This window comes from Nitrobacter sp. 62-23, assembly GCF_001897285.1.
GTDB lineage: Bacteria > Pseudomonadota > Alphaproteobacteria > Rhizobiales > Xanthobacteraceae > Nitrobacter.
In genome coordinates this window covers 14065-35181 of sequence record NZ_MKSM01000131.1, presented here as the reverse complement: position 1 = coordinate 35181, position 21117 = coordinate 14065, and the positions used below count along the sequence as shown (strand labels likewise).

The window sequence follows — 21117 nt, the reverse complement described above, 5'->3', positions numbered from 1 at the left end:
TGTGTCGGTTGGCAATGTGCCCGCGGTCAAGCGACGCCGCAAGGTGCGCTGGCCTGCGACGCCGATGCAAACGCTGGTCCCAGCGAGGGGCGGCGGACCACAGCGGGGAGAACGGAAATATCGGCCGGCTTTCGGGCGGTACGAACGCGAGATCAGGCCATGAACATCCGCGCGGCGGAGCCGAGCGTGAGCAGGCCGCCGAAGGCGATGAAGATCTTGCCGATCAGGGAGGTGTGGTTCCAGGTGGAGTTATCGCTCGCCGTCACCGCCTGCGCAGCGGAATCGGCGCTGCTCGCCGACGGCGCGATGTCGATGGACGCCAAAGCGAGATGAGCTTCGGCGGGCTTGTCGTCGATCAGGGCGCGGTCGATTTCGTTGAGTTCGTCGGGAGAAACGATTTCCGCAACGGCCGCGGCGTTTGTATCGCCGGCTTGCGGCGCAGGATTGCCCTGGTTGATGGACAGCATCTGGCCGGCGCTGCTGGCGAGCGCACCGGCTTCGGTCTTGGGCGAATCCTCGATTCCGCCGGGCATTTCGGCGTTGGCATTTGCGTCGGCGACCGCCGGCGGCAGCGGGGTCCGCCTGTCGCTGTGCTCAGCCGCTGTCGTCTCGTGGGCTTTCGTTTCCGGCCTGGTCGATTTCCGCGTTCGTGCGTGCCGCTTGTGTGACTTGTTGTTGGGGCTGAGCTTGACCGGTGCTCCGGCGCTTTCAGTGTGGGAGGTCAAACCGGCCGGTTCCGCCGCGCTGTCGGTCGCGCGCATCGGTCCCGCGAAACCCAACCAAAGTCCCGCGGCGATGATCAACGCCGAGCGCCCGCTGGCCTTGATACTCATGGCAATCTCCCCGTTTGTCAGCCGATCGGTCGACAAAAGAAACGCCGGCCGTGGCCATACCGGGGCAAAAAAAGGGAATTTCAACGATCGTGGCGAAATCGCGGCGCTGAGAGTCTGTTTGGGCTGAGAGTCTGTTGGAAAGTCACCGGGCATCTCCCGGCCGTCCCCGGACGCAGCGCAGCATCACCTCGTGCCGCAGCGCGCCCGGGACACCCGGAAGCAAACTTTTCAAACAGGCGTTCAGCGCGTCAGGCGGGGCTCGGGTCAGCCGCCTGTTGCGTCCGGTGAAAACGCAGCACCTGCTGCGCCGTGGACGGGCGCAGACGTTCATAGGTCCGCTCCGCGGCATCGATATCCGCGATTTCGATGTCCGCCAGGTCCTTGCGCATGGCAATGATGGTTTTGACGGTCGGCCAGGACAGCCCGCTGACCTTGGCCAGAATGAGCACGCCTTCGGTTTTGGATTCGATCATCATTTTCTCGGCGACGGCGACCGAGACTTTGGCGAGGCAGGCGATGGCGGCGTTGGTTTCGTCGAACTTCCCGGCCTTCGCGAATGAGGCGACTTCCTTTTCATCGAGTCGGCCGTCTTCGTACAGAGACCTGACCAGCCCGTGCGCGATGGTGGTATCCTCGCCGATGGCTCCGGGCGCCGAACGGGCCTGCCGCGCCACTTCGCTCACGGCGGCGGAAACATCGTTCACCCGACCGGGGTTGGCCGCGGCGAGACGCGCCTTCACCGAGGCGGAGGCTTTCGCGATCAGCTTCAGATAGTGATGCCGCGGGATCGACGGCCGCTTTCCGACGCAGACCGCGAGATCATCGTCGGTCTCGGCGCGGGCGACGAGCCGCGTGAAACCCTGCTCGGAGAATTCCGCGCCCGGATTGTTAACGGTGCTCCTGACGACTTCGCGGTTGCCTCGCTCCACCAGAATGTCGGTAACCGCGCCGCTCAGGACTCTCCGCATCGAGATGGCCAGTAGATGAGCCTGGCTCTTGCTGCTGGCGTTCTCAACCAGCGCGTCGTCGCCGAGCCGCTCGGACAGGGACAGCACGGGCGCTGCGACCTCGATCTGATCGTCGAAGGCGAGGGCGTGAATGATCTGTGGCGGAGCCTTGGCAATGGGAGCCAGGCGTCTGGCGAGCAGTGCTTTGGCCGAGGTCTCGATGTGCCGGCTCAGGCAATTGAACACGTCGTCAAAGACGCTGATCTGGTCGTCGGAATAGTCGACCGCGTTGTTCAGGAACAGGTCGGTGACCCGGCGCAGCGTTTCGACCCGCCGCGCCACCGTGCCATGGGCGAGAACGGTCTGAAGTTCGTCGAGCAGACTTGCTGGGGAGGCAGTCGATTTGGAAGCCATGTCTCTATCCTGGAGTTCCCACGTCGTACGCAGCGATATTCTGCTCGCCTGAATCCGAGTCGCGACCGGACCGGTACGGGTAGGAGCGTGGACCGGATACAGCCTGTGGACGACGCAGCTTGGTGGGAATCTAGGGGGAAAAGTCTTTAGCTTTGGTATCTTCTGGCCGGCCGGCGGGATCGCTAAAAGCTTATTTCTTCACGAGATTTCCGCTCATGGGACCACGGCGCCAGCCCGCTTGGCTTGTGTCACCATCCTCTTTCAGGCATTCAGGGTATCTTGCCCTTTACCGTTCATCTTGCTCTTTCCGCTGATTCGGGTTCATCCTTGGTAGAGTGCTACCTGCGTTGGGCCAAAGCCTGTCCGCGACGATCGATTCAGAACTCTGTTAGGGTTGCAAATGGTAGTATAGGACCGCTAGCTCGCGCCTGATTCCGATGCCGACAATTTGAGAAGATTTGCGTTGCCAGTCGAACCTTCAGCCCCGCAACCCCGACCAATTGTACGAGACGGCCCGTGAGTGCGGCACAGGCGGCATCGGATGAGACATTGATCGCCCGGATCGCTCAAGGCGACCGCCTCGCTATGCAGGTGCTGTATGGGCGGCACCACGTCAAGGTGTTTCGTTTCGGACTGAGGCTCGTGAGAAACGAACAGGTCGCGGAAGATCTTATCAGTGAGGTCTTTCTTGATGTCTGGCGTCAGGCCGGCAAGTTCGAGGGCCGATCCGCCGTCTCTACCTGGCTGCTGGCCATCACGCGGTTCAAGGCCCTGTCGGCGCTGCGCCGCAGGAAGGACGCCGAACTGGACGATGAGACCGCCAATGCGATCGAGGATCAATCCGACGATCCCGAGGTGGCGGTACAGAAGAAGGATACGAGTAACGCATTGCGTGAGTGCCTGACGCAGCTTTCAGCTGAGCATCGGGAAATCGTCGATCTTGTCTACTACCACGAGAAGTCGGTGGAAGAGGTCGCAGAGATTGTCGGTATTCCCGAGAACACCGTGAAGACGCGGTTGTTTTATGCGCGCAAGAAATTGGCCGGTCTGCTGAAGGCAGCCGGCGTAGAACGAGGTTGGCCATGATGGCGGCGAACAAGAAGATCGTGAAGGACGCCCCCGGTGATGTCGAGGCGCTGCTGCCGTGGCATGCGGCCGGCACGCTGAGCGTGCGCGACACGCGCCGGGTCGAGGAAGCGCTTGCACACGATCCGGTCCTCGCGAAACAGTATCTGGTCATCCAGCAGGAGTATGCCGAAACCATTTCGCTGAATGAAAACCTGGGCGCGCCGTCCGCGCGCGCGATGCAAAAGCTGTTCGCCGCGATCGATGCCGAACCGGCGCGAAGCGCTTCGATGTCGCGTGGCCTGTCGGTGCGGATATCGCAGTTCTTTGCCGGACTTTCGCCCCGTATGCTGGCCGCGGGCGGCGCGGTCGGCGGGCTCGTAGTGCTGCTTCAGGCCGGCGTGATCGCCGCAATGCTGGCGAGGGACGGAGACCATTCGTTCCAGACCGCGTCCTCCTCTGCGCCGGACAAGCCGTTGACCCGCGGGCTGACCACGGATTCGGGCCCGCAAGCGTTGGTGCGGTTCGCGCCGGAGGCGCGCATGTCCGACATCAGCGCGCTGCTCGATTCCTATCAGGCGACGATTGTTTCGGTATCCAGAGGCGGCCTGTTCCAGTTGCGTTTCGACGGCAAGGCCGCGAAGGACTCCGGTGAACTGATCAGCAGGCTTCAGAGTGAGAGGATCGTCAATCTTGCGGTTCCCGCCGGATAGCAGGCCATGGCGCGGGCTCTTTAGGGGCCTGTCGCTTCTGATGCCATCAGAGGCAACAGCTTCAAGATTTTGATTTAAGTCGGGTTTCTTCACGCGAACCGGTATCCATTCCCGGGGTCAAGCCCGAGGATGCTCGAAAACTTTTGCTCGAAAACTACAGGGCCACGATGGAGGATTGCGCGATGCGTCAGCGCGTGATGAGCCTAGCGAGATGGAGCGCCGTGCTCGCTGCTGCCTTGACGGGTCTGTGTTGGCTCGCTGGATTCGATGCTCCCGCAGTTCACGCGCAAACCATCATGCAAGGAGGATCCAGGGCGTCTTCGGCGTTCGGATCGCGCGACGGCATGAGGCCCGGACGCGGCGGGATGGGTGGCGGCTACCACCCGGGCTGGGGCCATCGTGGCATCGGGCTGGGGTATGGCGGTTTGGGTTATGGACTGCCGCTGGGGGCGATCGAAGCTCCCTATAGCGAAGCTCCTTATCGCATCATCGAACGCGAGGACGAACCGGCGGATGGCCGGCGATCGCGCCCCCCGCGCCGCAAGACGGTTGACCGCAAGCCGAAACCGCGGAAGCCGGTCACCGCGGTCACCGCCTCAGGCCTGCCCTATGTTCGCTACGCCCCCAACACCTATCCGGTTTGCGCGCGCGGCGACGGCGTGATGAGTGGCGAATGCAACGGACGTCCGTTTGTCGCCGACCTCGGAGGCAATGGCCCGCCGCCGCGGGATCAGAATGGCGGACCTCGACGGAATGCGGGGCAAACGGCTGCGCCGCGCAACTATCTGCCCGGCCAGATCGTGGCCGAAACCGCCGCCATGCCCGATGCGCAACTCGCCGCGCTGGCGCGGAGGCACCGGCTTGTACGTATCGCCTCGCAGAATGTTGCGTTGACCGGCAGCACGGTCAGCCTGTTCCGCATTGCCGGCCGCAGACCGGTCGAGGATGTGCAGCGGGAATTGCGCGCCGATGCCGCCATCCGCTCGGTGCAGCCGAATTTCCGTTACGTCCTGCAGGACCAGAATGCGGCGGCTGCGGTCGCCGAAGGCGACCCCGCGCAATATGCGCTGGCGAAGCTGAGGATTCCGGAAGCTCATACGCTGGCGCACGGCAAAGGCGTCGTCGTCGCGGTGATCGATTCCGCGATCGACGCCGATCATCCCGAACTGGAAGGCTCGATTGCCGGGAGTTTCGATGCGCTCGATGCCAGGGATGGGCCGCACGTACACGGCACCGGCATTGCCGGCGCGATCGTCGCCCATGCGCGGCTGATGGGGAGTGCGCCATCGGCTCGAATTCTTGCGATCCGCGCGTTCGGCGTGACGCAAGGTGCGGCCGAGAGCACGTCGTTCACGATCCTCAGGAGCCTCGACTATGCGGCGGCTCATGGCGCGCGTGTCGTCAATATGAGCTTCGCCGGTCCTAAGGATACGCTGGTCTCGCGCGGTGTCGCCGCCCTGGTGGCAAAGGATATCGTCATGGTGGCCGCGAGCGGCAATGCCGGTCCCAAATCGCCGCCGCTCTATCCGGCCGCCGACGCCGGTGTGATCGCGGTCAGCGCGACCGATGTCGACGACCGTCTGTTTGCAGCTTCCAACCGCGGTGGCCATATCGCGGTCGCTGCTCCCGGCGTCGATATCTTCCTTCCCGCGCCCGGCGGAAAATACCAGATGACATCGGGCACCTCGTTCTCCGCCGCCTATGTCAGCGGCCTCGCGGCGTTGGTGCTGGAGCGCAATCCGGCGCTGAAGCCGGCGGACGTTCGCGCCATCCTGACGACAAGCGCGCGCGATCTCGGCGCGCCCGGCCGCGACGATCTGTTCGGCGCCGGCGAGGCGAATGGGTACGGGGCCGTGAAGGCCGCGGCGGATGGCGCGGTCTCCGCGGCGGACGAAACCGCGCCGGTCAGTACGGTGTCCGACCCCGCGTCGCCCGCCACCGCATCCGATGCCGCTGCCGCATCCGCTTCAACCCCCGGCGAGGCGGAGCCCGCGACCCCTGCGGACCGGTCATTACCCGCGCCCGCGGCGAGCACCGACCTGCCTGCGGATGCTGCCTCCGCCAAATAATCAGTCTTTCCGGATCGTAAAAAAATAAGAACCGCCTTGAACGTTTTCCGGAGGCGCGACGACAGAAGCAATGTGGGAGCCAAAACTCCCTGAGGCTGTATCAGGCGCGAGCGCCCATCCACCCCAGCGCCCATATGGCTTGACCCGCCCGGTTGTCCCCCCGGGCGGGTCTCTTCATTATTGCAGCTCCTTATTATTACAACTCACTGAGCATTGCAGCTCATTGAGTTCCTCCGTTGCTGGAACGTTTCAGGCGAAGCTACTGGTTCGTGTAAAGAAACGCGTCAAAAAAGAGCTTCGCTTCTGATTCCATCAGAAGAGGAAAGGGCTGGAGTCTGTTTCAACAACATCAACAGATTCGTCTTTTATATTATTGATTAATAACAATATTTTTCAAAAACAAATTCCGCTTTTGGGAATCGTGCTCTGCTGAATCAGAAACACGCCTCTCAGGATAGCGGCAGCGCGGGCGTGAACGATCGGATGGCATCCGCAAGCGTCAGCAGGCGCATGCGTCAACGGGCACATGAGTGGCTTTGCGTGAGAATACGACGGGGTGAAGCTGTTTCCAGGGAAAGGCCCGCCACGGCCGAGGGGAGACGGACCAGGCCGGGTGCAAGGCCGAGTGAATGTCGCCGAACTTCCGCGCCCTGCATGGTCAGGATCGACCCATCCATGGCCACCCGATTCGGGAAACCGGCAAGCATACCCATCCGGTTCAAGAGGCATTGATCTAGCGCAATTTTTTGAGCCGCACGTGCGGCTAGCATGATCCCGCTTCGATTCGGTCCGGTACGGGGGCCGTCATGAATCGCCGGTAGGAGACCATCCTGGCGATACTCGGGCCCGCCCTGGGCCTGTTTCCCCCCACTTGCCCGGCTGCCTTGATCGGCGGTCGGGCTTTTTTTACGCTTTATGGCCTTTCGCCTTGAACCGCTCGATTTCCAGAAATGCCCATAAATAATAATGGATTTTCGAACGATCGACGGTCGGCGGCTGTCCTCTCTGGCGGGTCTCTCCATTTCCAGCGATCTTCTTTCTGAATCGCTGAGACGATCGCATCGGTGGAAATCCCAACAGGCAGCGTCATATTCGTGCCGCAAAGTGCTGGACTTCGCCGATCTTTTCCACAGAATATCCATCAAGCACTGCGTGATTCGTTCGTTGCGTCTGCGTCCGTTCTCCCCCCTGCGGACTTTTCCATGACCCAACGATATGACGCCGGGCATACCCCGGAGCACGTTCAGGCCTATGCCCCGGACTTCGCCCAGGACATCCTCGATCGCTGGTGCAAGATCGCCGAGCAGCGGCTTGGCTATCTCGTTGAGCTTTACGAAAGCGGCCGGTGGCGGCGCTATCATTCCGAGCGCGCCTTCATGGAAAACGTTCGCGAGGCGAGGGCCGCCGTCGAGACCTGGCGCGGGCTGGCGCGGCGCACGGTGACGCCGCACGGTCAGGCGATCGATCGGCCGCGCGGCGATCAGGCCGTGAGGGCCGCTCCCGTCACGCAGGATGAGACCGGGCAATCGCCGGCCAGGCTTTTGGGAACCGCGGCGGTGCATGCCGCGCTGGCGTCGATCGTGTCACTACCTGAGGATGCGTTGGTCGAGGCGAACGATGACGCGCCGGTAAGAAAGCAAATGGCATCGGCATCGGATACCGAACCGGCAACCGCGATCGCGCCGGACCCGCGCATCCTCCATGAGCGCTACCCGGTGCTGCGCTACAACGCGCTGTAGCGGAGCGGCGGAAGGACGATCGATCCTCAACGCACCACGTTGCCGTTGGCCGCGACCTGCGCGTATTTGGTAGCGCCATTTGCCGTAAGATCCGGCGTCATCGGCCTGGCATGATCGAGGCCGACCACCGCGCCGCGCGGCGTATCCGAAATCAGGTTGCTGTTGACCAGCGCCGTGCCGGCGCCGTCCACCACCGAAACGCCGATGCCGATGAAAGTCTTGCGGATCACGTTGCCGGTGATCGCGACATCGCGCAGATATTTGCCCCAGCCGGCCACGATGCCGAACGACGGCGCGTTCTCGATGACGTTTCCTGTGACCGAGGTGTCCGCCTCCACATAGATGCCGATGCCGGCGTCGTCATCGGGGGCGGTGCCGATCGGGCGCTTCGGCAACAGGTTGCGGATAATGTTGCCTTGCACGACCGCGAGCCTGCCACCCTCGTTGAAGTTGCAGACGGAGACCCCGAGCGCCGCGCCGTCCACGGTGTTATTGGCGATCACCGCGCCCTCGAAGGCGAACTCGGAATACAGCGCCACCTCGCGCACGCCGCTGACGCTGTTGCCGGTGATCTGGATGTTGGAGGCGGAGTTGCCGCGCACGGCCGAGTAGTCGCAATCGCTGATGCGGTTGCCGCTGACGATGACGTTGCCGGCGCGGAACGCATTGATGGCGTTGCCGTGCTGACCGGAGCCGCCGGGGCCGGCCTTGATATGTGCGATGCGGTTGCCGGTGACGATCGAGCCGTCGTCGCCGATCGCGGTGCGCAGGATCTCGATGCCGTTGTCGTTGGCGTCAAGAATGGTGTTGCGTGCGACTATCAGCCCGAGCGCATCGAACGAGACGATCGCGGTGGTCGCGGTTTTCTCGATGATGTTGCCGCAGATCTCGCCCGCGGCGTTCTCGAGCCAGATCGCGTTGCGGCCGCTGCCGGTGATTTCGCAATCCAGAATCCTCAGGTTGCGCCCGCCAAGGCAATGGACGAGGCCGCGCCGCTCGGGGAGGGGAATGCCGCCGCCGGAAAGCGTGAGATTGCTGATTCCGATATGGTCGGCGCCCTCACTCGTCAGCAGCGATGTCTCGCCGGTGAACATCAGCGTTGTCGCGCCGCGCGTGCCGATGAGTTGCGAGCCGTTGGCGAGCCGCAGCAGTCCGGTGCGATAGACGCCGGGCGGCAGTGCGAGCGGCGCATTGGCGCGGGCCGCCTCGTCGATCGCCCGTTGCAGCGCGCGGGTCTGGTCGTCCGGTGAATTCGGTCGCACCCCGTAATGGGAGGCATCGCGCCCCAGCGTCGACGTCAGGGGCGCCGCGCGCGCGGCGTCCGGCGGCATCGCCAGCGCGCCGGCGACGCCCGCGGCGGAAGCTCCGAGGATATGGCGGCGGCCGATGTCCATGCGAGGATTTAACGCGAAAAGCCGCAAACGGCGCTGAAACGACGACGATGGACGCAGGCGATTGTTGGCGACAGGGTTAACGCGGCGGTGTCGGAACCACCGCATTGTGCGGCACGAACAGCCGTCCGCGCTCCACCACGAGCACGACCGCGAGAGCGGCCAGCGTGCACAGGAACGCGCCGGTCGCGAACGGCAGCATGGTGCCATTGAAATCCTGTCCGATCAGCGCGCCGACGCCGCTGCCGATCAGGGTGGTGATGGAGCCGAACAGCGAGGAGGCGGTCCCCGCGATGTGTCCCTGCGGTTCCATGGCGAGCGCGGTGAAATTGGAGAACATCAGCCCGAAGGCGAACATGGTGCCGATCGCCAGCACCATGTAGACCGGAAACGACAGCCATCCCTGCCATGCCGCGAGCAGCGTCAGCATCGAGATCACCACCGATCCCGTGAGCGCGCCGTGCGAAATCACCCGCATGCCGAACCGTCCGACGATGCGCGAGTTCAAGAGACCCGCGGCGGCGATGCCGATGGCGATCGCGGCGAAGGCGAGCGGAAAATAATCGCCGAGGCCGTAGATCCCGGTGAAGATCTGCTGCGAACAGAATACGTAGGCGAACAGCACGCTCTGGACGCCGCCGGTGGCGAGCGCATAGCCGATTGTCTGCCGGTTGGTGATGGTCTGGCGGAACGCATCGAAGACGCTGGCGACGGTCAGCGGCTTGCGTCCCGCTTGGGGAAGGGTTTCAGGCAGCCGGGTCGCGCACCACAGCAGGGCCAAGAGGCCATAGACCGTGAGCACCACGAAGATGCCACGCCACGCCGAAAACAGCAGGATCGCCTGGCCGATCGACGGCGCGAGAACGGGGACCGAGATGAAGATCATCATCGCCAGTGACAGCACGCTCGCCATCCGTCGCCCGGTGTAGCAGTCGCGCACGATGGAGGTGGCGATGACGCGGGCGGCCGAGCTTCCGACGCCTTGCAGCACGCGCGCCAGCATCATCATTCCGAACGACGGTGCGATCACCGACAGAAGGCCCGCGGCGCTATACAGCAGCATTCCTCCAATCAGGACCGGGCGGCGGCCGAAGCGGTCCGACAGTGGTCCCATGATAAACTGGCCGGCGCCGAAACCGGCCAGATACACCGAGATCACCGCCTGGACGTGGTTGGGATTGGCGATCCCGTAGGCGTCGCGCACATCCGGCATCGCCGGCAGCATCATATCGGTCGCGATCGGGTTCAGCGCCATGATGCCGGCGACAATGGCGACGAACTCAGGAAACCCCATCGGCCGATGGGTTTGCGACACCCACCCGTCCACGCTCGCGTCGGTCATTTTTTAGTCCGGAAGAATCAGTGCGCAGTCCATATCGATATCGCTGCTGCGCTGCACAATGCCCGTTTCAAACAAAACTGTCCACCGCCGGGCAGGCGCGGCCGATCACAATGAATTTGAACCCAAGTCAGTGCGACCCGCCCGCCTTGCCGCTTTCACCATCTCCAGCAGCATGGCCTCGCCGGCATCGGTCAGATGGTCCAGCGTGATCCCGCCGGGGCGACGGGCCGAGCCGTCGCGCTTCAGCGGCGGAACATGGATGAAAGCGGCGAGGCGCGGCCCAGCTTGATAGCGCGTGGCCTCGACGGCGCGCCAGCAGAGGTAATTGCAGAGATAGCTGCCGGGATCGCGCGAAACGCGCGCGTCGATGCCGGTTGCCCGCGCCGCGCGCAGCAGCCTGACGACATGCGGCCCGAAGGCTCGCGCGTCCGCCGTGCCCGCAATCGATCGTTTGTTCATCCGCGCGCCGTCCAGGTCCGGCCAGATCGCCGTTGCCGCATTGCGCGCACGGGTCTCGATCCGCAGCCAGGGCGTGCGCGTCGCGAGGCCGAACATCAAGAGCGCGTGCGGGCGGTACGCCGCAAGAAGTTGCGGCAGTTCGCGGTCCACCGTCTCGTAAGTAACGCGGAAAATGTGGGTTGCGATCACGACATCGTCCAGCGCGGGCCGGCGCAGCCGCGCGAGCCGTCCGACCAGCGGTAGGGTCGGGTTGAACGGCGCGCCGGGAAAGGGGCCGAAGCCGGTGACGAGGATGCGGAGTGAAGCGGTCATGGTGGATCAAAGTTTTATCATGTGAGGCGCGGTTTCCCTCTTCCGCAAGGGAAGAGGAAAAGAAGGCTCACCGCAGCAACTCCGCGATCTGGTCCGCCGCCAGCGCCGGGGTGATGCGACCGTCGGCGACTGCGGCTTCGGTCGCCTTCACTTTGGCGCGGATCGCGGCGTCGCCGCGCAGGCGCGCCTTCATGCGATCCTCGAACATCGACCACATCCACTTCACCTGCTGCTGGCTGCGCCGCGCGGCGAACTCGCCCGACGCCTGCATCGCGGTGCGGTGCTCCGTGATCTTCTGCCACAGTTCCGGAATGCCCGATCCCGTCAGCCCGGAAAAGGTCAGGACCGGCGGCTGCCAGTGCTCGGAGCGGGGGCTGAGAATATGCAGCGCGCTGCGATATTCCGCCGCCGCGCGGTTGGCGCGCTTGATGTTGTCGCCATCGGCCTTGTTGATCGCGATCATGTCGGCGAGTTCGACGAGGCCCTTCTTGATGCCCTGCAATTCGTCGCCGGCGCCCGGCAGCATCAAGGCGAGAAAGAAATCCGTCATGTCGCAGACCGCGGTCTCGGATTGCCCGGTGCCGACCGTCTCAACCAGCACCACGTCGAAGCCCGCGGCCTCGCATAACAGCATCGCCTCGCGTGTTTTGGCCGCGACGCCGCCGAGTGTGCCGGCGGCGGGCGAGGGGCGGATATAGGCTGCGTCCGAAGCCGACAGCCGCGCCATCCGCGTCTTGTCGCCGAGGATCGAGCCGCCGCTGCGCGCCGAGGACGGGTCCACCGCCAGCACCGCGACTTTGTGGCCGTGCTCGATCAGAAACATGCCGAGCGCGTCGATGGTGGTTGACTTGCCGACGCCGGGCGATCCGGTGATGCCGACGCGGATGGCGTTACCGGTATCCGGCAACAGCGCCTGCACCAGCTCGCGCGCGGTCGCCTCATGATCGGCGCGGCGGCTTTCGATCAGCGTGATGGCCCGCGCCAGCGCTGCGCGATTGCCGGCGCGGACGTCGCTCGCGAGGTCGTTGGCCAAAAGGGGACGGGTCATTTGTCCTGTTTGGCTGCTTTCGCGCGGTCGCCGGCGAAGATCGCAGCACCTTGCGGCGAAAGATATGCCTTGAACGTCTGCCACGGCACGAAGACGACGAACGATCCTTCCACATAGGGACCGACCGCATAAGGCGAATAGTGGAATTCGAGGCCGGAGCTTTTGCCGGATTCGGTCGATGCGGCAAGTGTCACCGCGCCGACCTTCAGCAGCGTCGGCTCGATGCCCTTGTACCAGTCGATCCCGCCTGCGTCGTCGATGCCGCGCGCCTCCTTCTCCGCCTTCACTGCGGCCACAGCGGCATTGCGCAGCGCTTTCAGCGTCGGGCCGTTATCGGCGGTCTCCTTGAAAAACGGCCGGATGCTGATGCGTTTGGCGGCGCTGTCGTCCCACAGGATGGTGTTGATATCGGTGTTGGGATGCGCGCCGCCGGTATAGGTATAGTCGGTGCGCACCACGCTGACATAGCGACCGCTCACCTGCGAGACACGGCTGTAGCTGCGTTCGAAGGTCCATGCGCGACCATCGCGAAACAGGTCCGGCGAGGCCTTGAACTCCTTCGCTGCGTCGGCGCGGTTGTGTTCCACCCAACGCTTGCCTTCGGCAAGGCAATCCGCCGCCAGCGCTCCATTCGATTTGATGCCGTCGTCCAGGATGACGCTGGCGTCGATGTATTGCGTCTTGACGGCGAAGTCGGGCTTGGGTTCGGCGGCGACGGCGGGAGCGACGACCGCGAATGCCAGGACTGCCGCGAGACGTGAAAATCTCCGAAGCGGACTCGCGATAGAACTGAGGCTGGTGAACATGGCAACCTTCGTCATGGCCGGGCTCGTCCCGGCCGTCCTTGTCTCGGTGTCCGGATCATAGAGAGGTAGATGCCCGCGACAAGCGTGGGCATCACGGTGGGGAGAGTTTAACAGACCCCGCGCTACTCCGCCGCATCGCTATGACCGAGCCGCGCGTTGAGCTTGCGGATCAGTTCCTCGGCGGCTTCGGCGATGACCGTCCCCGGCGGGAAGATCGCCTCGGCGCCGGCCTTATAAAGCGCGTCATAATCCTGCGGCGGCACCACGCCGCCGACGATGATCATGATGTCGTTGCGGCCCTGTTTTCTCAGTGCGGCTTTCAGTTCCGGAACGGTGGTCAGGTGCGCGGCGGCGAGCGATGACACGCCGAGAATATGCACGTCGTTTTCCACCGCCTGCCGCGCGGCTTCGTCGGCGGTGGCGAACAACGGTCCGATATCGACGTCGAAGCCGACATCGGCGAAGGCGGACGTGATCACCTTCTGGCCGCGGTCGTGGCCGTCCTGGCCGATCTTGGCGACCAGGATGCGCGGTCGGCGACCCTCGGCGTCCTCGAAGGCGTCGATCATCGCCTGCACCCTTGATATCCTGTCGGACATGGCTGACGCCTCGCGCTTGTAGACCCCGGTGATGGCCCTGATTTCGGCGCGATGGCGGCCGAACACCTTTTCCATCGCATCGGAGATTTCGCCGACGGTGGCCTTGGCGCGCGCCGCATCGATGGCGAGCGCCAGCAGGTTGCCGTTGCCGTCGCCGGCCGAGCGCGTCAGCGCCGCGAGCGCAGCATCGACATCTTGCTGGTTGCGTTCGCCGCGCAGCCGTTCCAGCTTGTCGATCTGCAGACGGCGCACCGCGGAGTTGTCGACCTTTAGCACGTCGATCGGCGCTTCGTTCTCGGGCCTGTATTTGTTGACTCCGATCACCGCCTGCCTGCCGGCGTCGATCCGGGCCTGCGTCTTGGCGGAAGCCTCCTCGATGCGCAGCTTCGGCACGCCGGCTTCGATCGCCTTGGCCATGCCGCCAAGTTCCTCGACCTCCTGGATGTGGCCCCACGCCTTCACCGCGAGATCGTGCGTGAGCCGCTCGACATAGTACGAACCGCCCCAGGGATCGATGATGCGCGTGGTGCCGCTTTCCTGCTGCAGGAAAAGCTGGGTATTGCGGGCGATACGCGCGGAGAAGTCGGTCGGCAGCGCCAGCGCTTCGTCGAGCGCGTTGGTGTGCAGCGACTGGGTGTGGCCTTGCGTCGCCGCCATCGCCTCGATCATGGTGCGCGGCACGTTGTTGAAGACGTCCTGCGCGGTGAGCGACCAGCCGGATGTCTGGCAATGGGTGCGCAAGGAAAGCGAGCGCGCATCCTTCGGATCGAAGGGCTTCATGAGCTTGGCCCACAACAACCGCGCGGCGCGCAGCTTGGCGACTTCCATGAAGAAGTTCATGCCGATCGCCCAGAAGAACGACAGCCGTGGCGCGAAGCGGTCGACATCGAGTCCGGCATTGAGACCGGCGCGGACATATTCGACGCCGTCGGCAAGCGTATAGGCGAGTTCGAGATCCTGCGTCGCGCCGGCTTCCTGCATGTGATAGCCGGAGACCGAGATCGAATTGTACTTCGGCATCTTGCGCGAGGTATAGGCGAAGATGTCGGAGACGATCCGCATCGAGGGCGCAGGCGGATAGATGTAGGTGTTGCGCACCATGAACTCTTTGAGGATGTCGTTCTGGATGGTGCCTGACAAGCTTGAAGGCGGCACGCCCTGTTCCTCGGCGGCGACGACGAACAGCGCCAGCACCGGCAGCACCGCGCCATTCATCGTCATCGACACGCTCATCCTGTCGAGCGGGATGCCCGCGAACAGCGTGCGCATGTCGTAGATGGAATCGATCGCCACCCCCGCCATGCCGACATCGCCGGCGACGCGCGGATGATCGCTGTCGTAGCCACGATGGGTAGCGAGATCGAAGGCGACCGATAAGCCTTTCTGTCCGGCGGCGAGGTTGCGGCGATAGAAGGCGTTGGAATCCTCGGCCGTCGAGAAGCCGGCATATTGCCTGATGGTCCAGGGCTGGTTGACGTACATGGTCGGGTAGGGGCCGCGCAGGTACGGCGCGATGCCGGGCCATGTGTCGAGAAAGTCGATGCCGTTGAGGTCGGCTTCGCCGTAGACGGGTTTGACAGGGATGCCCTCGGGCGTCAGCCAGGATTCCGCAGATGGTTCGGCGCTGCCATCGGCGGCGGGAGCGACCGGCTCGAAGGCGACATCGGCGAAATTAGGAATGCGGGTCATCGTCGTTCAATCATGATCCGGGTGCTGGTGGCTGATGATGCTCGCCATCTTCTCCGTCCCGTAGTTTTCCATGGTGGTATGGCTCGGCAGGTTGACGATGGTCGCGACCCAGCCAAGCCGGGACTCGGTGCCATACTGCCGCGTCGGCACGAGCAAATCCGGCCGGTCGAACGTGCCGGTCATGATCTCGATGCACGGACCGCCGATGCGGCTGAAGCTCAACGGCGTGCCGCAGGTCGCGCAGAACGCGCGTTCCGCAATCGAGGACGAGCGAAACATCGCCGGTTGGCCTTTGGTCCAGCGGAAGTTCTCGCGCGGGATATCGGCGAAAGACGCAAACGGCGCGCCGGTAGCCTTCTGGCACATGCGGCAGTGGCAGATGCTGATCCGCATCGGCGCGGCCGTCAGCGCAAAGCGGATCGCGCCGCACTGGCACCCGCCGGTCAGCGATGGTTTCACTTGCTCGCTCATTGTCGCTCCAGTCGCCGCCAGGCGTCGTTCAGAATCGCGAGAGCATCGACGCCCGCAAAAATGAAATCCTGCACGCCGGCCGACCGCAGCGTGGCCTCCAGCTTTCCCGGCCGGCCTGCGAGATAGATATGAGGTGCGCCCGCGGCATGTAAGGCCTGCGCGGTGGCGGCCGCATGATCGGCATAGACCTCGTCCGAGGAGCAGAGGCAGACCAGCTGTGCGCCGGAGGCCTTGAAGGCGGCGACGATGGCGACAGTGTCCCCGACAGGAAGGGGCGAAGGAGGGTCGATCGCCTCGATGCCGCCGGTTTCGAAAAAACTCTTGGCGAAGGTCGCGCGCGCGGTGTAGTCGGCGGCGCTGCCGAGCGTTGCGAGAAAGACTTTTGGCCGCGCGCCGGTGGACTTCAGCCATGTGTCGGAGCTGTCGCGGAGCTTTTCGAAAGGCGCGGCGAGCCGCATCGGCGTCAGCGCATCGAAGGTGATCTTTGCGTCGCCGCGGAGCGCGGGCGTGTACGGAGCGGCGTCGAGCACGGCCGCCGGCTTTTCATGCAGATTGGGAAATTCGCTGGCGCCGGTGAGGACGTCGCGGCGTTTTGCGACATTGGCCTCGCGCGCGTCGCGCGTCGTTGTAACGTTGCGCTGGATCAAGTTCTGGGTGAGCGCGGCGAATGCGCCGCCGGCTTTCTCGATAGCCTGAAACTGCGTCCAGGCTGCTTCGCAAAGCTGCCGCGTCAGCGCTTCGATGCCGCCCGAGCCCGCCGCCGGATCAGTGACTTTTGCGAGATTGGATTCCTCGATCAGGATGAGTTGCGTGTTGCGAGCGATGCGCCGCGCAAAGGCGTCCGGCAGGCCCAACGCCAGCGTATGCGGCAGCACGGTCAGGCTATCGGCGCCGCCGAGCCCGGCCGAAAACGCGGCGATGGTGGCGCGCAGCATGTTCACGTAAGGATCGCGTTGCGTCAGCATCCGCCAGGCGGTCTCGCCTGTGATGAACAATGGTTTCGGCGCGAGGCCGCAAGCCTGTTCGACCCGCGCCCACAACAGCCGTAACGCCCGGAATTTGGCCAGCGTCAGGAACTGGTCGGCGTCGGCGGCAAGCCTTGCGTGGATCATGCCGCGCGCATCATCGAGATCGATGCCGGCGCTTTCGAGCGCGCGGAGGTATGCGACCAGTGATGCGAGGACGAAGGCGAGTTCCTGCGCCTCCGATCCTCCGGCGTCGTGGATGACCCGGCCATCGGCGACGAGGAAGGGGCCGCGGAAGCCCATGGCGGCGAGTTTCTTCGCGGTCTCGGCAACCGCCGGAGCGATGTCGCTCCACGGCGAGGGGCTCGACCCGGATGCCGCGCAGGCGCCGAGCGGATCGAGGCCGAAGCGGATATCGCAAGCAGCCGGGTCTGCTCCTTTGGTTTTGATGTCGTCAGCAATGCGCAGGGCGATCGCGCGTGACTGCGGTCCCATCTCCAGTTCGATCGAGATGCCTGCGTCGAGAAAAACGCCATCGAGAACTTTTGCGACAGCCTCCGCTGTCGGCGGCAATCCAAAGCCGCGAGCGCCGATCGCGTCAGCAAACACCAGCGTCAGGCCGGTGGCGCCATTGTCCAGGTCGTGAAGCGCCTGCGCGCTGGCTTGCGCCGCATCGGGATGATCGATCCGCTGCATCACCTGCCAGGGCGCTGGGGCGGTGCGGCCGGGAATCGCGCTCGCGCCTTTCGCGCGCGCATAGATCGGCTCGATCGCGAGGCCGTCATGGGTCTTTGCGATCAGCGTCTCGAACGGCGCGCCTTTCAGCACGCCATCGACCAGCTTGCGCCAGTCCTCCACTGTGGCCGGCGCGAAATCGGCGGCCAGCGGCAGGTTGGACATGCCATCGTCGGGAGCAGCGGGCATTGGTGCGCTCGGTTGCGAAAAAGCCGGTACGCAAAGTGCCATGCGGCGGCCGACAAGCCAAACGATCCTTTAGGAGCGCTTTCGAGCGAAGTGGGGACCGGTTCGCGTGAAGAAAACGCGTCAAATCAAAATCATGGAGCCCCGCTTCTGATTCCATCAGAAGCCGGCTCCAGGTAAGGTCAGTCGAGGTCGGGCAGGTGCTCGATACCGCTGGTCGATAATCCGGCCAGCCCCTCGGCCGGCGTTCGCCCCGCGATCACGCGATCCGGCGCGATCTCGGCGAGCGGAACCAGCACGAAGGCGCGCTCGAACAGGCGCGGATGCGGCAGCTTCAGTTCCGGCCGGTCGAGGACGACATCGTCATAGGCGATCAGATCGAGATCCAGCGTGCGCGGGCCCCAGCGGGTTTCCGTGCCGCGATCGCGGCCGAACTTTTTCTCGATCTTGTGCAGCGTGTACAGCAGCGCGTGCGGGTCGAGGCAGGTCTCGATTTCGATGCAGGCGTTGACGAAGCGGTCCTGATTTTCGTCGCCCCAGGGCGGGGTGGCGTAGTCGGAGGAGCGCGCGACGAGCACGGCCTGCGCCATGCCGCAGATGTTGGCGATGGCCTTGCGGAAGGTCTGGCGGACGTCTCCGACGTTGCCGCCGAGCGCGATCAGCACGCTGGCCATCTCGACAGCTAGTCCCTGCCGCGGATGAGGGTGATGCCGACGTCGTCGAAGATCGCCGCGATCGGAGCATGAGGCTTGTGCACGGTGACCTTGATCGTGTTCACGCGCGGGAAAGCCGTCAGCACCGCATCGGCGACCGCGCCCGCCGCGCGTTCGAGCAGCTTGTAATTGGCGTCCTTGAACGCGGCACTGGCGGTCGCAATCACGCTGGAATAGGAGACGGTATCGGCGAGCCGGTCGGTCCGGGAGGATTCCGACAGATCGGTCGAAAGCTCGATGTCCATCACGAAGCGCTGGCCGACTTCGGTCTCGTGCTGCATGACGCCGTGCTGCGCATGGATCACGAGGCCGCGAATGAAGATCGTGCCGCTCATGGTTGATGATCCCTGATTACCTTCTGGCCTCGATGGCGTGGGCGACGCGCAGCGCCTGCACCGTATCCGCCACGTCGTGCGTGCGGATGATCTGCGCGCCGCCTCGTGCCGCGATCAAATGCGCGGCGAGCGAACCGCCGAGCCGTTCCTTCGGTTCCGACGGCACCACCGTGTCGATGAAGCGCTTGCGCGACGCGCCGACCAGAACCGGAAATCCAAAGGTCCGCAGTTCGTCGAGCCGGGCCAGCGCGATCATGCTCTGTTCCTGGGTTTTGCCGAAGCCGATGCCCGGATCGAGGACGACATGGCCGGCGGGGATCCCGGCATTTGCCGCGATCTCCAGCGATCGTTCGAAGAACGCCGCGATGTCGCGCATGATGTCGAGGGTGGCGTCGGGTTTGTCGCGGTTGTGCATGATGATGACGGGCGCATCGTGAGCGGCGATCACGCTCGCCATGTCCGGATCGCGCTGCAGACCCCAGACGTCGTTGGCGATGGCGGCCCCGTTCTCAAACGCCCAGGCGATGACCTCGGACTTCATGCTGTCGATGGACACCGGCGTGCCGAGCGCGGCAACGGCGGCCAGCACCGGCTCCAGCCGCCGCATCTCCTCGTCGCGCGAGACCGGTTGCGAGCCGTAGGGACGGGTGGATTCCGCGCCGATATCGATGATGTCGGCCCCTTCCGCGATCATGCGGCGCGCCTGCGCCAGAGCCCGGTCTGGCGCGATGAATTGACCGCCGTCGGAGAAGGAATCGGGAGTGACGTTCAGGACCCCCATGACAGCCGGATAGGGCCGTGAGAGCAGCTTGCGAAGCAGCGGATGACGTGTGTCATCTGTTATAGGGCTGGATATGGATGGGGCCGCTGCCATGCGGTGGCTTTGCGCGGTCCCGGACATGGTGTCAAGCGGAGGCGCGGCATCAAGCCGGGCACAGCGGGTCAATCAAAGGCCCACCCGTGAGGGCGGGCCTTTGTCATTCATGGCAGAGGCCTGTGTCACTCCGGAGTGGGCTGACCGCCGATCATTTCAGCATTCGGTCCCGCAATTTTTTCCATGGTGTTGATGCTGATATGCGGCCAGTGCGCCGGTCCCGGCATGCCGTCTCCCCGGTTGTTGCCCTCATCGAAGAACCGGTCGAAGAAATCAAGCGTCACCACCTGGAGATACTGGAGGTAGGTCTTGCGCGTGTGCCCGTCCTCCGTCTCGACGATCCAGAAGATCGAATCCATCTCCGAGGCGTTCGCTTGCTTGACGATAAATGGAATGTTCACGATCCCGCCGGAGTCGAGCCGGGTGCTGACCCGCAATTCGGTCGTGCGGCGTATCGTTCCGGGAATGACATTGCGCAGCAAGGCGCTGGGGTCTTTCGGATTGAAGCCGGCGAAGTTCGGGTGCGCGCCGGGATACCTTGGATCGGTGGTGTTGCCCTTGAACGGATTCTGTTCAAAATGATCATAGGGCGCGAGATAGGCCGCCCTGTCCGCAGCGTTGACTCCCGTGGGCAACCCGCTGATCTGGGGGATCACGGGGGCGCTGTTGGACACATGTCCGGCTCCGAGCGCCAGAAGCGAGTCGCCGTGCGGGATCGACGCCAAACGGGCCAGACTGCTGCGTTTGTCGGTTTCGTTGGTCATGAACAACCACAGGCCCGGTTCGTGGTGGATATCCAGATCGGGACCGCCCGCCAGACCGCTGTTGGGGAAGTCATCCGCCGCGGATTGCTTGATGTGTTGTTCGTAGTCCAGGGCGACGACGACCTGATCGGCGTTGAATATCCCGCCCTCCCTGGAAATGCCTCTGTTCTTGACGCCCTTGTCGACGATGGTGAAGTTCAGCACCTCGTTGTACTGGTTGATCATGAGGCGGTAGTTGAAAGGAAAGTCCGACGACGCGAAGGGCAGGGCGATCATATTATATCCGCGCCCCAACAGCTTTTTCGTGTTGACCCACTTTCCGGGCAGAAGTTGCAATACATCCAGATCCGGATCGCCGGACTGGGCAATTCGTATGGTGCGGGGAAATCTCTTCAGTTCACTTATACGTTCGCCTTTCAGCATAATATTCCTCTGCTTTTGCAAAAAATTTTCTACGGATAATAAATTTATCCGCCGCCTCCAGTATTTCACTCGTCTTGCTTTGTCGTTCACGGAATACAGATGCTTTGATTACAATCCGAACCTCGCAACGGAGCGTTCGATGCCACCGCATCTTGCCGGTATCGGCGAGGACGGCGTGACCTTCATCAAAGCCGAGTGCGCGACCCGCGTATTCACGCGCTCGGT

At 63.9% G+C, this 21117-nt stretch carries 19 protein-coding genes; 4 read left to right on the top strand and 15 right to left on the bottom strand.

Annotated elements, in window-relative coordinates:
* Positions 1 to 152 precede the first annotated feature (152 nt).
* Positions 153 to 833: a hypothetical protein gene (locus tag BGO16_RS15875; RefSeq protein WP_292619959.1), complete on the bottom strand. Its 681-nt coding sequence runs from the start codon at positions 831 to 833 to the stop codon at positions 153 to 155.
* Between the two features lie 248 nt (positions 834 to 1081).
* A complete protein-coding gene (locus BGO16_RS15870; RefSeq protein ID WP_292619957.1) occupies positions 1082 to 2194 on the bottom strand; it encodes a DUF2336 domain-containing protein in 1113 nt (370 codons plus the stop codon).
* 516 nt (positions 2195 to 2710) lie between these two features.
* On the opposite strand from BGO16_RS15870, the gene BGO16_RS15865 reads away from it, so the two are divergent.
* From BGO16_RS15865 to BGO16_RS15855, 3 genes are all read left to right on the top strand, one after another.
* Entirely contained in the window at positions 2711 to 3280 is a 570-nt protein-coding gene (locus BGO16_RS15865) for a sigma-70 family RNA polymerase sigma factor (protein WP_292619955.1), read from the top strand.
* Positions 3277 to 3972, top strand: coding sequence for a hypothetical protein (locus BGO16_RS15860; RefSeq protein ID WP_292619953.1), 696 nt, complete (start codon positions 3277 to 3279; stop codon positions 3970 to 3972). The genes BGO16_RS15865 and BGO16_RS15860 overlap by 4 nt, the downstream gene beginning before the upstream one ends.
* A gap of 182 nt (positions 3973 to 4154) precedes the next feature.
* Positions 4155 to 6041: a S8 family serine peptidase gene (locus BGO16_RS15855; RefSeq protein WP_292619951.1), complete on the top strand. Its 1887-nt coding sequence runs from the start codon at positions 4155 to 4157 to the stop codon at positions 6039 to 6041.
* Between the two features lie 515 nt (positions 6042 to 6556).
* Here BGO16_RS15855 and BGO16_RS15850 read toward each other — a convergent pair.
* Entirely contained in the window at positions 6557 to 7183 is a 627-nt protein-coding gene (locus tag BGO16_RS15850) for a hypothetical protein (RefSeq protein ID WP_292619949.1), read from the bottom strand.
* Between the two features lie 60 nt (positions 7184 to 7243).
* Here BGO16_RS15850 and BGO16_RS15845 point away from each other — a divergent pair, with 60 nt between their 5' ends.
* Positions 7244 to 7780: a TIGR03809 family protein gene (locus BGO16_RS15845; RefSeq protein WP_292619947.1), complete on the top strand. Its 537-nt coding sequence runs from the start codon at positions 7244 to 7246 to the stop codon at positions 7778 to 7780.
* 26 nt (positions 7781 to 7806) lie between these two features.
* Here the strand turns inward: BGO16_RS15845 and BGO16_RS15840 are convergent, their stop codons facing one another.
* The 12 genes from BGO16_RS15840 to BGO16_RS15785 all read right to left on the bottom strand — a co-directional run bounded on the left by BGO16_RS15840 (position 7807) and on the right by BGO16_RS15785 (position 20982).
* Positions 7807 to 9174 carry a TIGR03808 family TAT-translocated repetitive protein gene (locus tag BGO16_RS15840; protein ID WP_292619945.1) on the bottom strand — a complete coding sequence of 456 codons (1368 nt, stop codon included), beginning with the start codon at positions 9172 to 9174 and terminating at the stop codon, positions 7807 to 7809.
* 76 nt (positions 9175 to 9250) lie between these two features.
* A complete protein-coding gene (locus BGO16_RS15835) occupies positions 9251 to 10513 on the bottom strand; it encodes a multidrug effflux MFS transporter (protein ID WP_292619943.1) in 1263 nt (420 codons plus the stop codon).
* A 105-nt stretch (positions 10514 to 10618) separates the two neighbouring features.
* Positions 10619 to 11284, bottom strand: coding sequence for a pyroglutamyl-peptidase I (locus tag BGO16_RS15830; protein WP_292619941.1), 666 nt, complete (start codon positions 11282 to 11284; stop codon positions 10619 to 10621).
* A gap of 67 nt (positions 11285 to 11351) precedes the next feature.
* Positions 11352 to 12332 (bottom strand): methylmalonyl Co-A mutase-associated GTPase MeaB, encoded by a 981-nt coding sequence (gene meaB, locus BGO16_RS15825; RefSeq protein ID WP_292619939.1) that lies wholly within the window; start codon positions 12330 to 12332, stop codon positions 11352 to 11354.
* Complete coding sequence (locus BGO16_RS15820) at positions 12329 to 13138, bottom strand: DUF3298 and DUF4163 domain-containing protein (protein ID WP_292620003.1); 810 nt, start codon at positions 13136 to 13138, stop codon at positions 12329 to 12331. Before BGO16_RS15820 ends, meaB begins: the two co-directional genes overlap by 4 nt.
* 122 nt (positions 13139 to 13260) lie before the next feature.
* Positions 13261 to 15426: a methylmalonyl-CoA mutase gene (gene scpA / locus BGO16_RS15815; RefSeq protein WP_292619937.1), complete on the bottom strand. Its 2166-nt coding sequence runs from the start codon at positions 15424 to 15426 to the stop codon at positions 13261 to 13263.
* A 6-nt stretch (positions 15427 to 15432) separates the two neighbouring features.
* The gene (locus BGO16_RS15810) at positions 15433 to 15897 is read right to left on the bottom strand and encodes a GFA family protein (RefSeq protein ID WP_292619935.1); all 465 of its coding nucleotides are present in this window, start codon (positions 15895 to 15897) and stop codon (positions 15433 to 15435) included.
* Positions 15894 to 17786: a methylmalonyl-CoA mutase family protein gene (locus BGO16_RS15805; protein ID WP_292619933.1), complete on the bottom strand. Its 1893-nt coding sequence runs from the start codon at positions 17784 to 17786 to the stop codon at positions 15894 to 15896. Before BGO16_RS15805 ends, BGO16_RS15810 begins: the two co-directional genes overlap by 4 nt.
* Before the next feature lie 179 nt (positions 17787 to 17965).
* The gene (folK, locus tag BGO16_RS15800) at positions 17966 to 18457 is read right to left on the bottom strand and encodes a 2-amino-4-hydroxy-6-hydroxymethyldihydropteridine diphosphokinase (protein ID WP_292619931.1); all 492 of its coding nucleotides are present in this window, start codon (positions 18455 to 18457) and stop codon (positions 17966 to 17968) included.
* An 8-nt stretch (positions 18458 to 18465) separates the two neighbouring features.
* On the bottom strand, positions 18466 to 18831 hold the full coding sequence (folB, locus tag BGO16_RS15795) for a dihydroneopterin aldolase (protein WP_292619929.1): 366 nt from the start codon (positions 18829 to 18831) through the stop codon (positions 18466 to 18468).
* 16 nt (positions 18832 to 18847) lie between these two features.
* Entirely contained in the window at positions 18848 to 19705 is an 858-nt protein-coding gene (folP, locus tag BGO16_RS15790) for a dihydropteroate synthase (protein ID WP_292619927.1), read from the bottom strand.
* A gap of 125 nt (positions 19706 to 19830) precedes the next feature.
* On the bottom strand, positions 19831 to 20982 hold the full coding sequence (locus tag BGO16_RS15785) for a heme-binding protein (RefSeq protein ID WP_292619924.1): 1152 nt from the start codon (positions 20980 to 20982) through the stop codon (positions 19831 to 19833).
* Positions 20983 to 21117 lie beyond the last annotated feature (135 nt).

What these genes read in the sequence shown, in the direction of transcription:
- BGO16_RS15875 (WP_292619959.1), bottom strand. Translation starts at nt 833, where the DNA reads ATGAGTATCAAGGCCAGCGGGCGCTCGGCGTTGATCATCGCCGCGGGA.
- BGO16_RS15870 (WP_292619957.1), bottom strand. Translation starts at nt 2,194, where the DNA reads ATGGCTTCCAAATCGACTGCCTCCCCAGCAAGTCTGCTCGACGAACTT.
- BGO16_RS15860 (WP_292619953.1), top strand. Translation starts at nt 3,277, where the DNA reads ATGATGGCGGCGAACAAGAAGATCGTGAAGGACGCCCCCGGTGATGTC.
- BGO16_RS15855 (WP_292619951.1), top strand. Translation starts at nt 4,155, where the DNA reads ATGCGTCAGCGCGTGATGAGCCTAGCGAGATGGAGCGCCGTGCTCGCT.
- BGO16_RS15850 (WP_292619949.1), bottom strand. Translation starts at nt 7,183, where the DNA reads ATGGATATTCTGTGGAAAAGATCGGCGAAGTCCAGCACTTTGCGGCAC.
- BGO16_RS15845 (WP_292619947.1), top strand. Translation starts at nt 7,244, where the DNA reads ATGACCCAACGATATGACGCCGGGCATACCCCGGAGCACGTTCAGGCC.
- BGO16_RS15840 (WP_292619945.1), bottom strand. Translation starts at nt 9,174, where the DNA reads ATGGACATCGGCCGCCGCCATATCCTCGGAGCTTCCGCCGCGGGCGTC.
- BGO16_RS15835 (WP_292619943.1), bottom strand. Translation starts at nt 10,513, where the DNA reads ATGACCGACGCGAGCGTGGACGGGTGGGTGTCGCAAACCCATCGGCCG.
- BGO16_RS15830 (WP_292619941.1), bottom strand. Translation starts at nt 11,284, where the DNA reads ATGACCGCTTCACTCCGCATCCTCGTCACCGGCTTCGGCCCCTTTCCC.
- meaB (WP_292619939.1), bottom strand. Translation starts at nt 12,332, where the DNA reads ATGACCCGTCCCCTTTTGGCCAACGACCTCGCGAGCGACGTCCGCGCC.
- BGO16_RS15820 (WP_292620003.1), bottom strand. Translation starts at nt 13,138, where the DNA reads ATGTTCACCAGCCTCAGTTCTATCGCGAGTCCGCTTCGGAGATTTTCA.
- scpA (WP_292619937.1), bottom strand. Translation starts at nt 15,426, where the DNA reads ATGACCCGCATTCCTAATTTCGCCGATGTCGCCTTCGAGCCGGTCGCT.
- BGO16_RS15810 (WP_292619935.1), bottom strand. Translation starts at nt 15,897, where the DNA reads ATGAGCGAGCAAGTGAAACCATCGCTGACCGGCGGGTGCCAGTGCGGC.
- BGO16_RS15805 (WP_292619933.1), bottom strand. Translation starts at nt 17,786, where the DNA reads ATGCCCGCTGCTCCCGACGATGGCATGTCCAACCTGCCGCTGGCCGCC.
- folK (WP_292619931.1), bottom strand. Translation starts at nt 18,457, where the DNA reads ATGGCCAGCGTGCTGATCGCGCTCGGCGGCAACGTCGGAGACGTCCGC.
- folB (WP_292619929.1), bottom strand. Translation starts at nt 18,831, where the DNA reads ATGAGCGGCACGATCTTCATTCGCGGCCTCGTGATCCATGCGCAGCAC.
- folP (WP_292619927.1), bottom strand. Translation starts at nt 19,705, where the DNA reads ATGGCAGCGGCCCCATCCATATCCAGCCCTATAACAGATGACACACGT.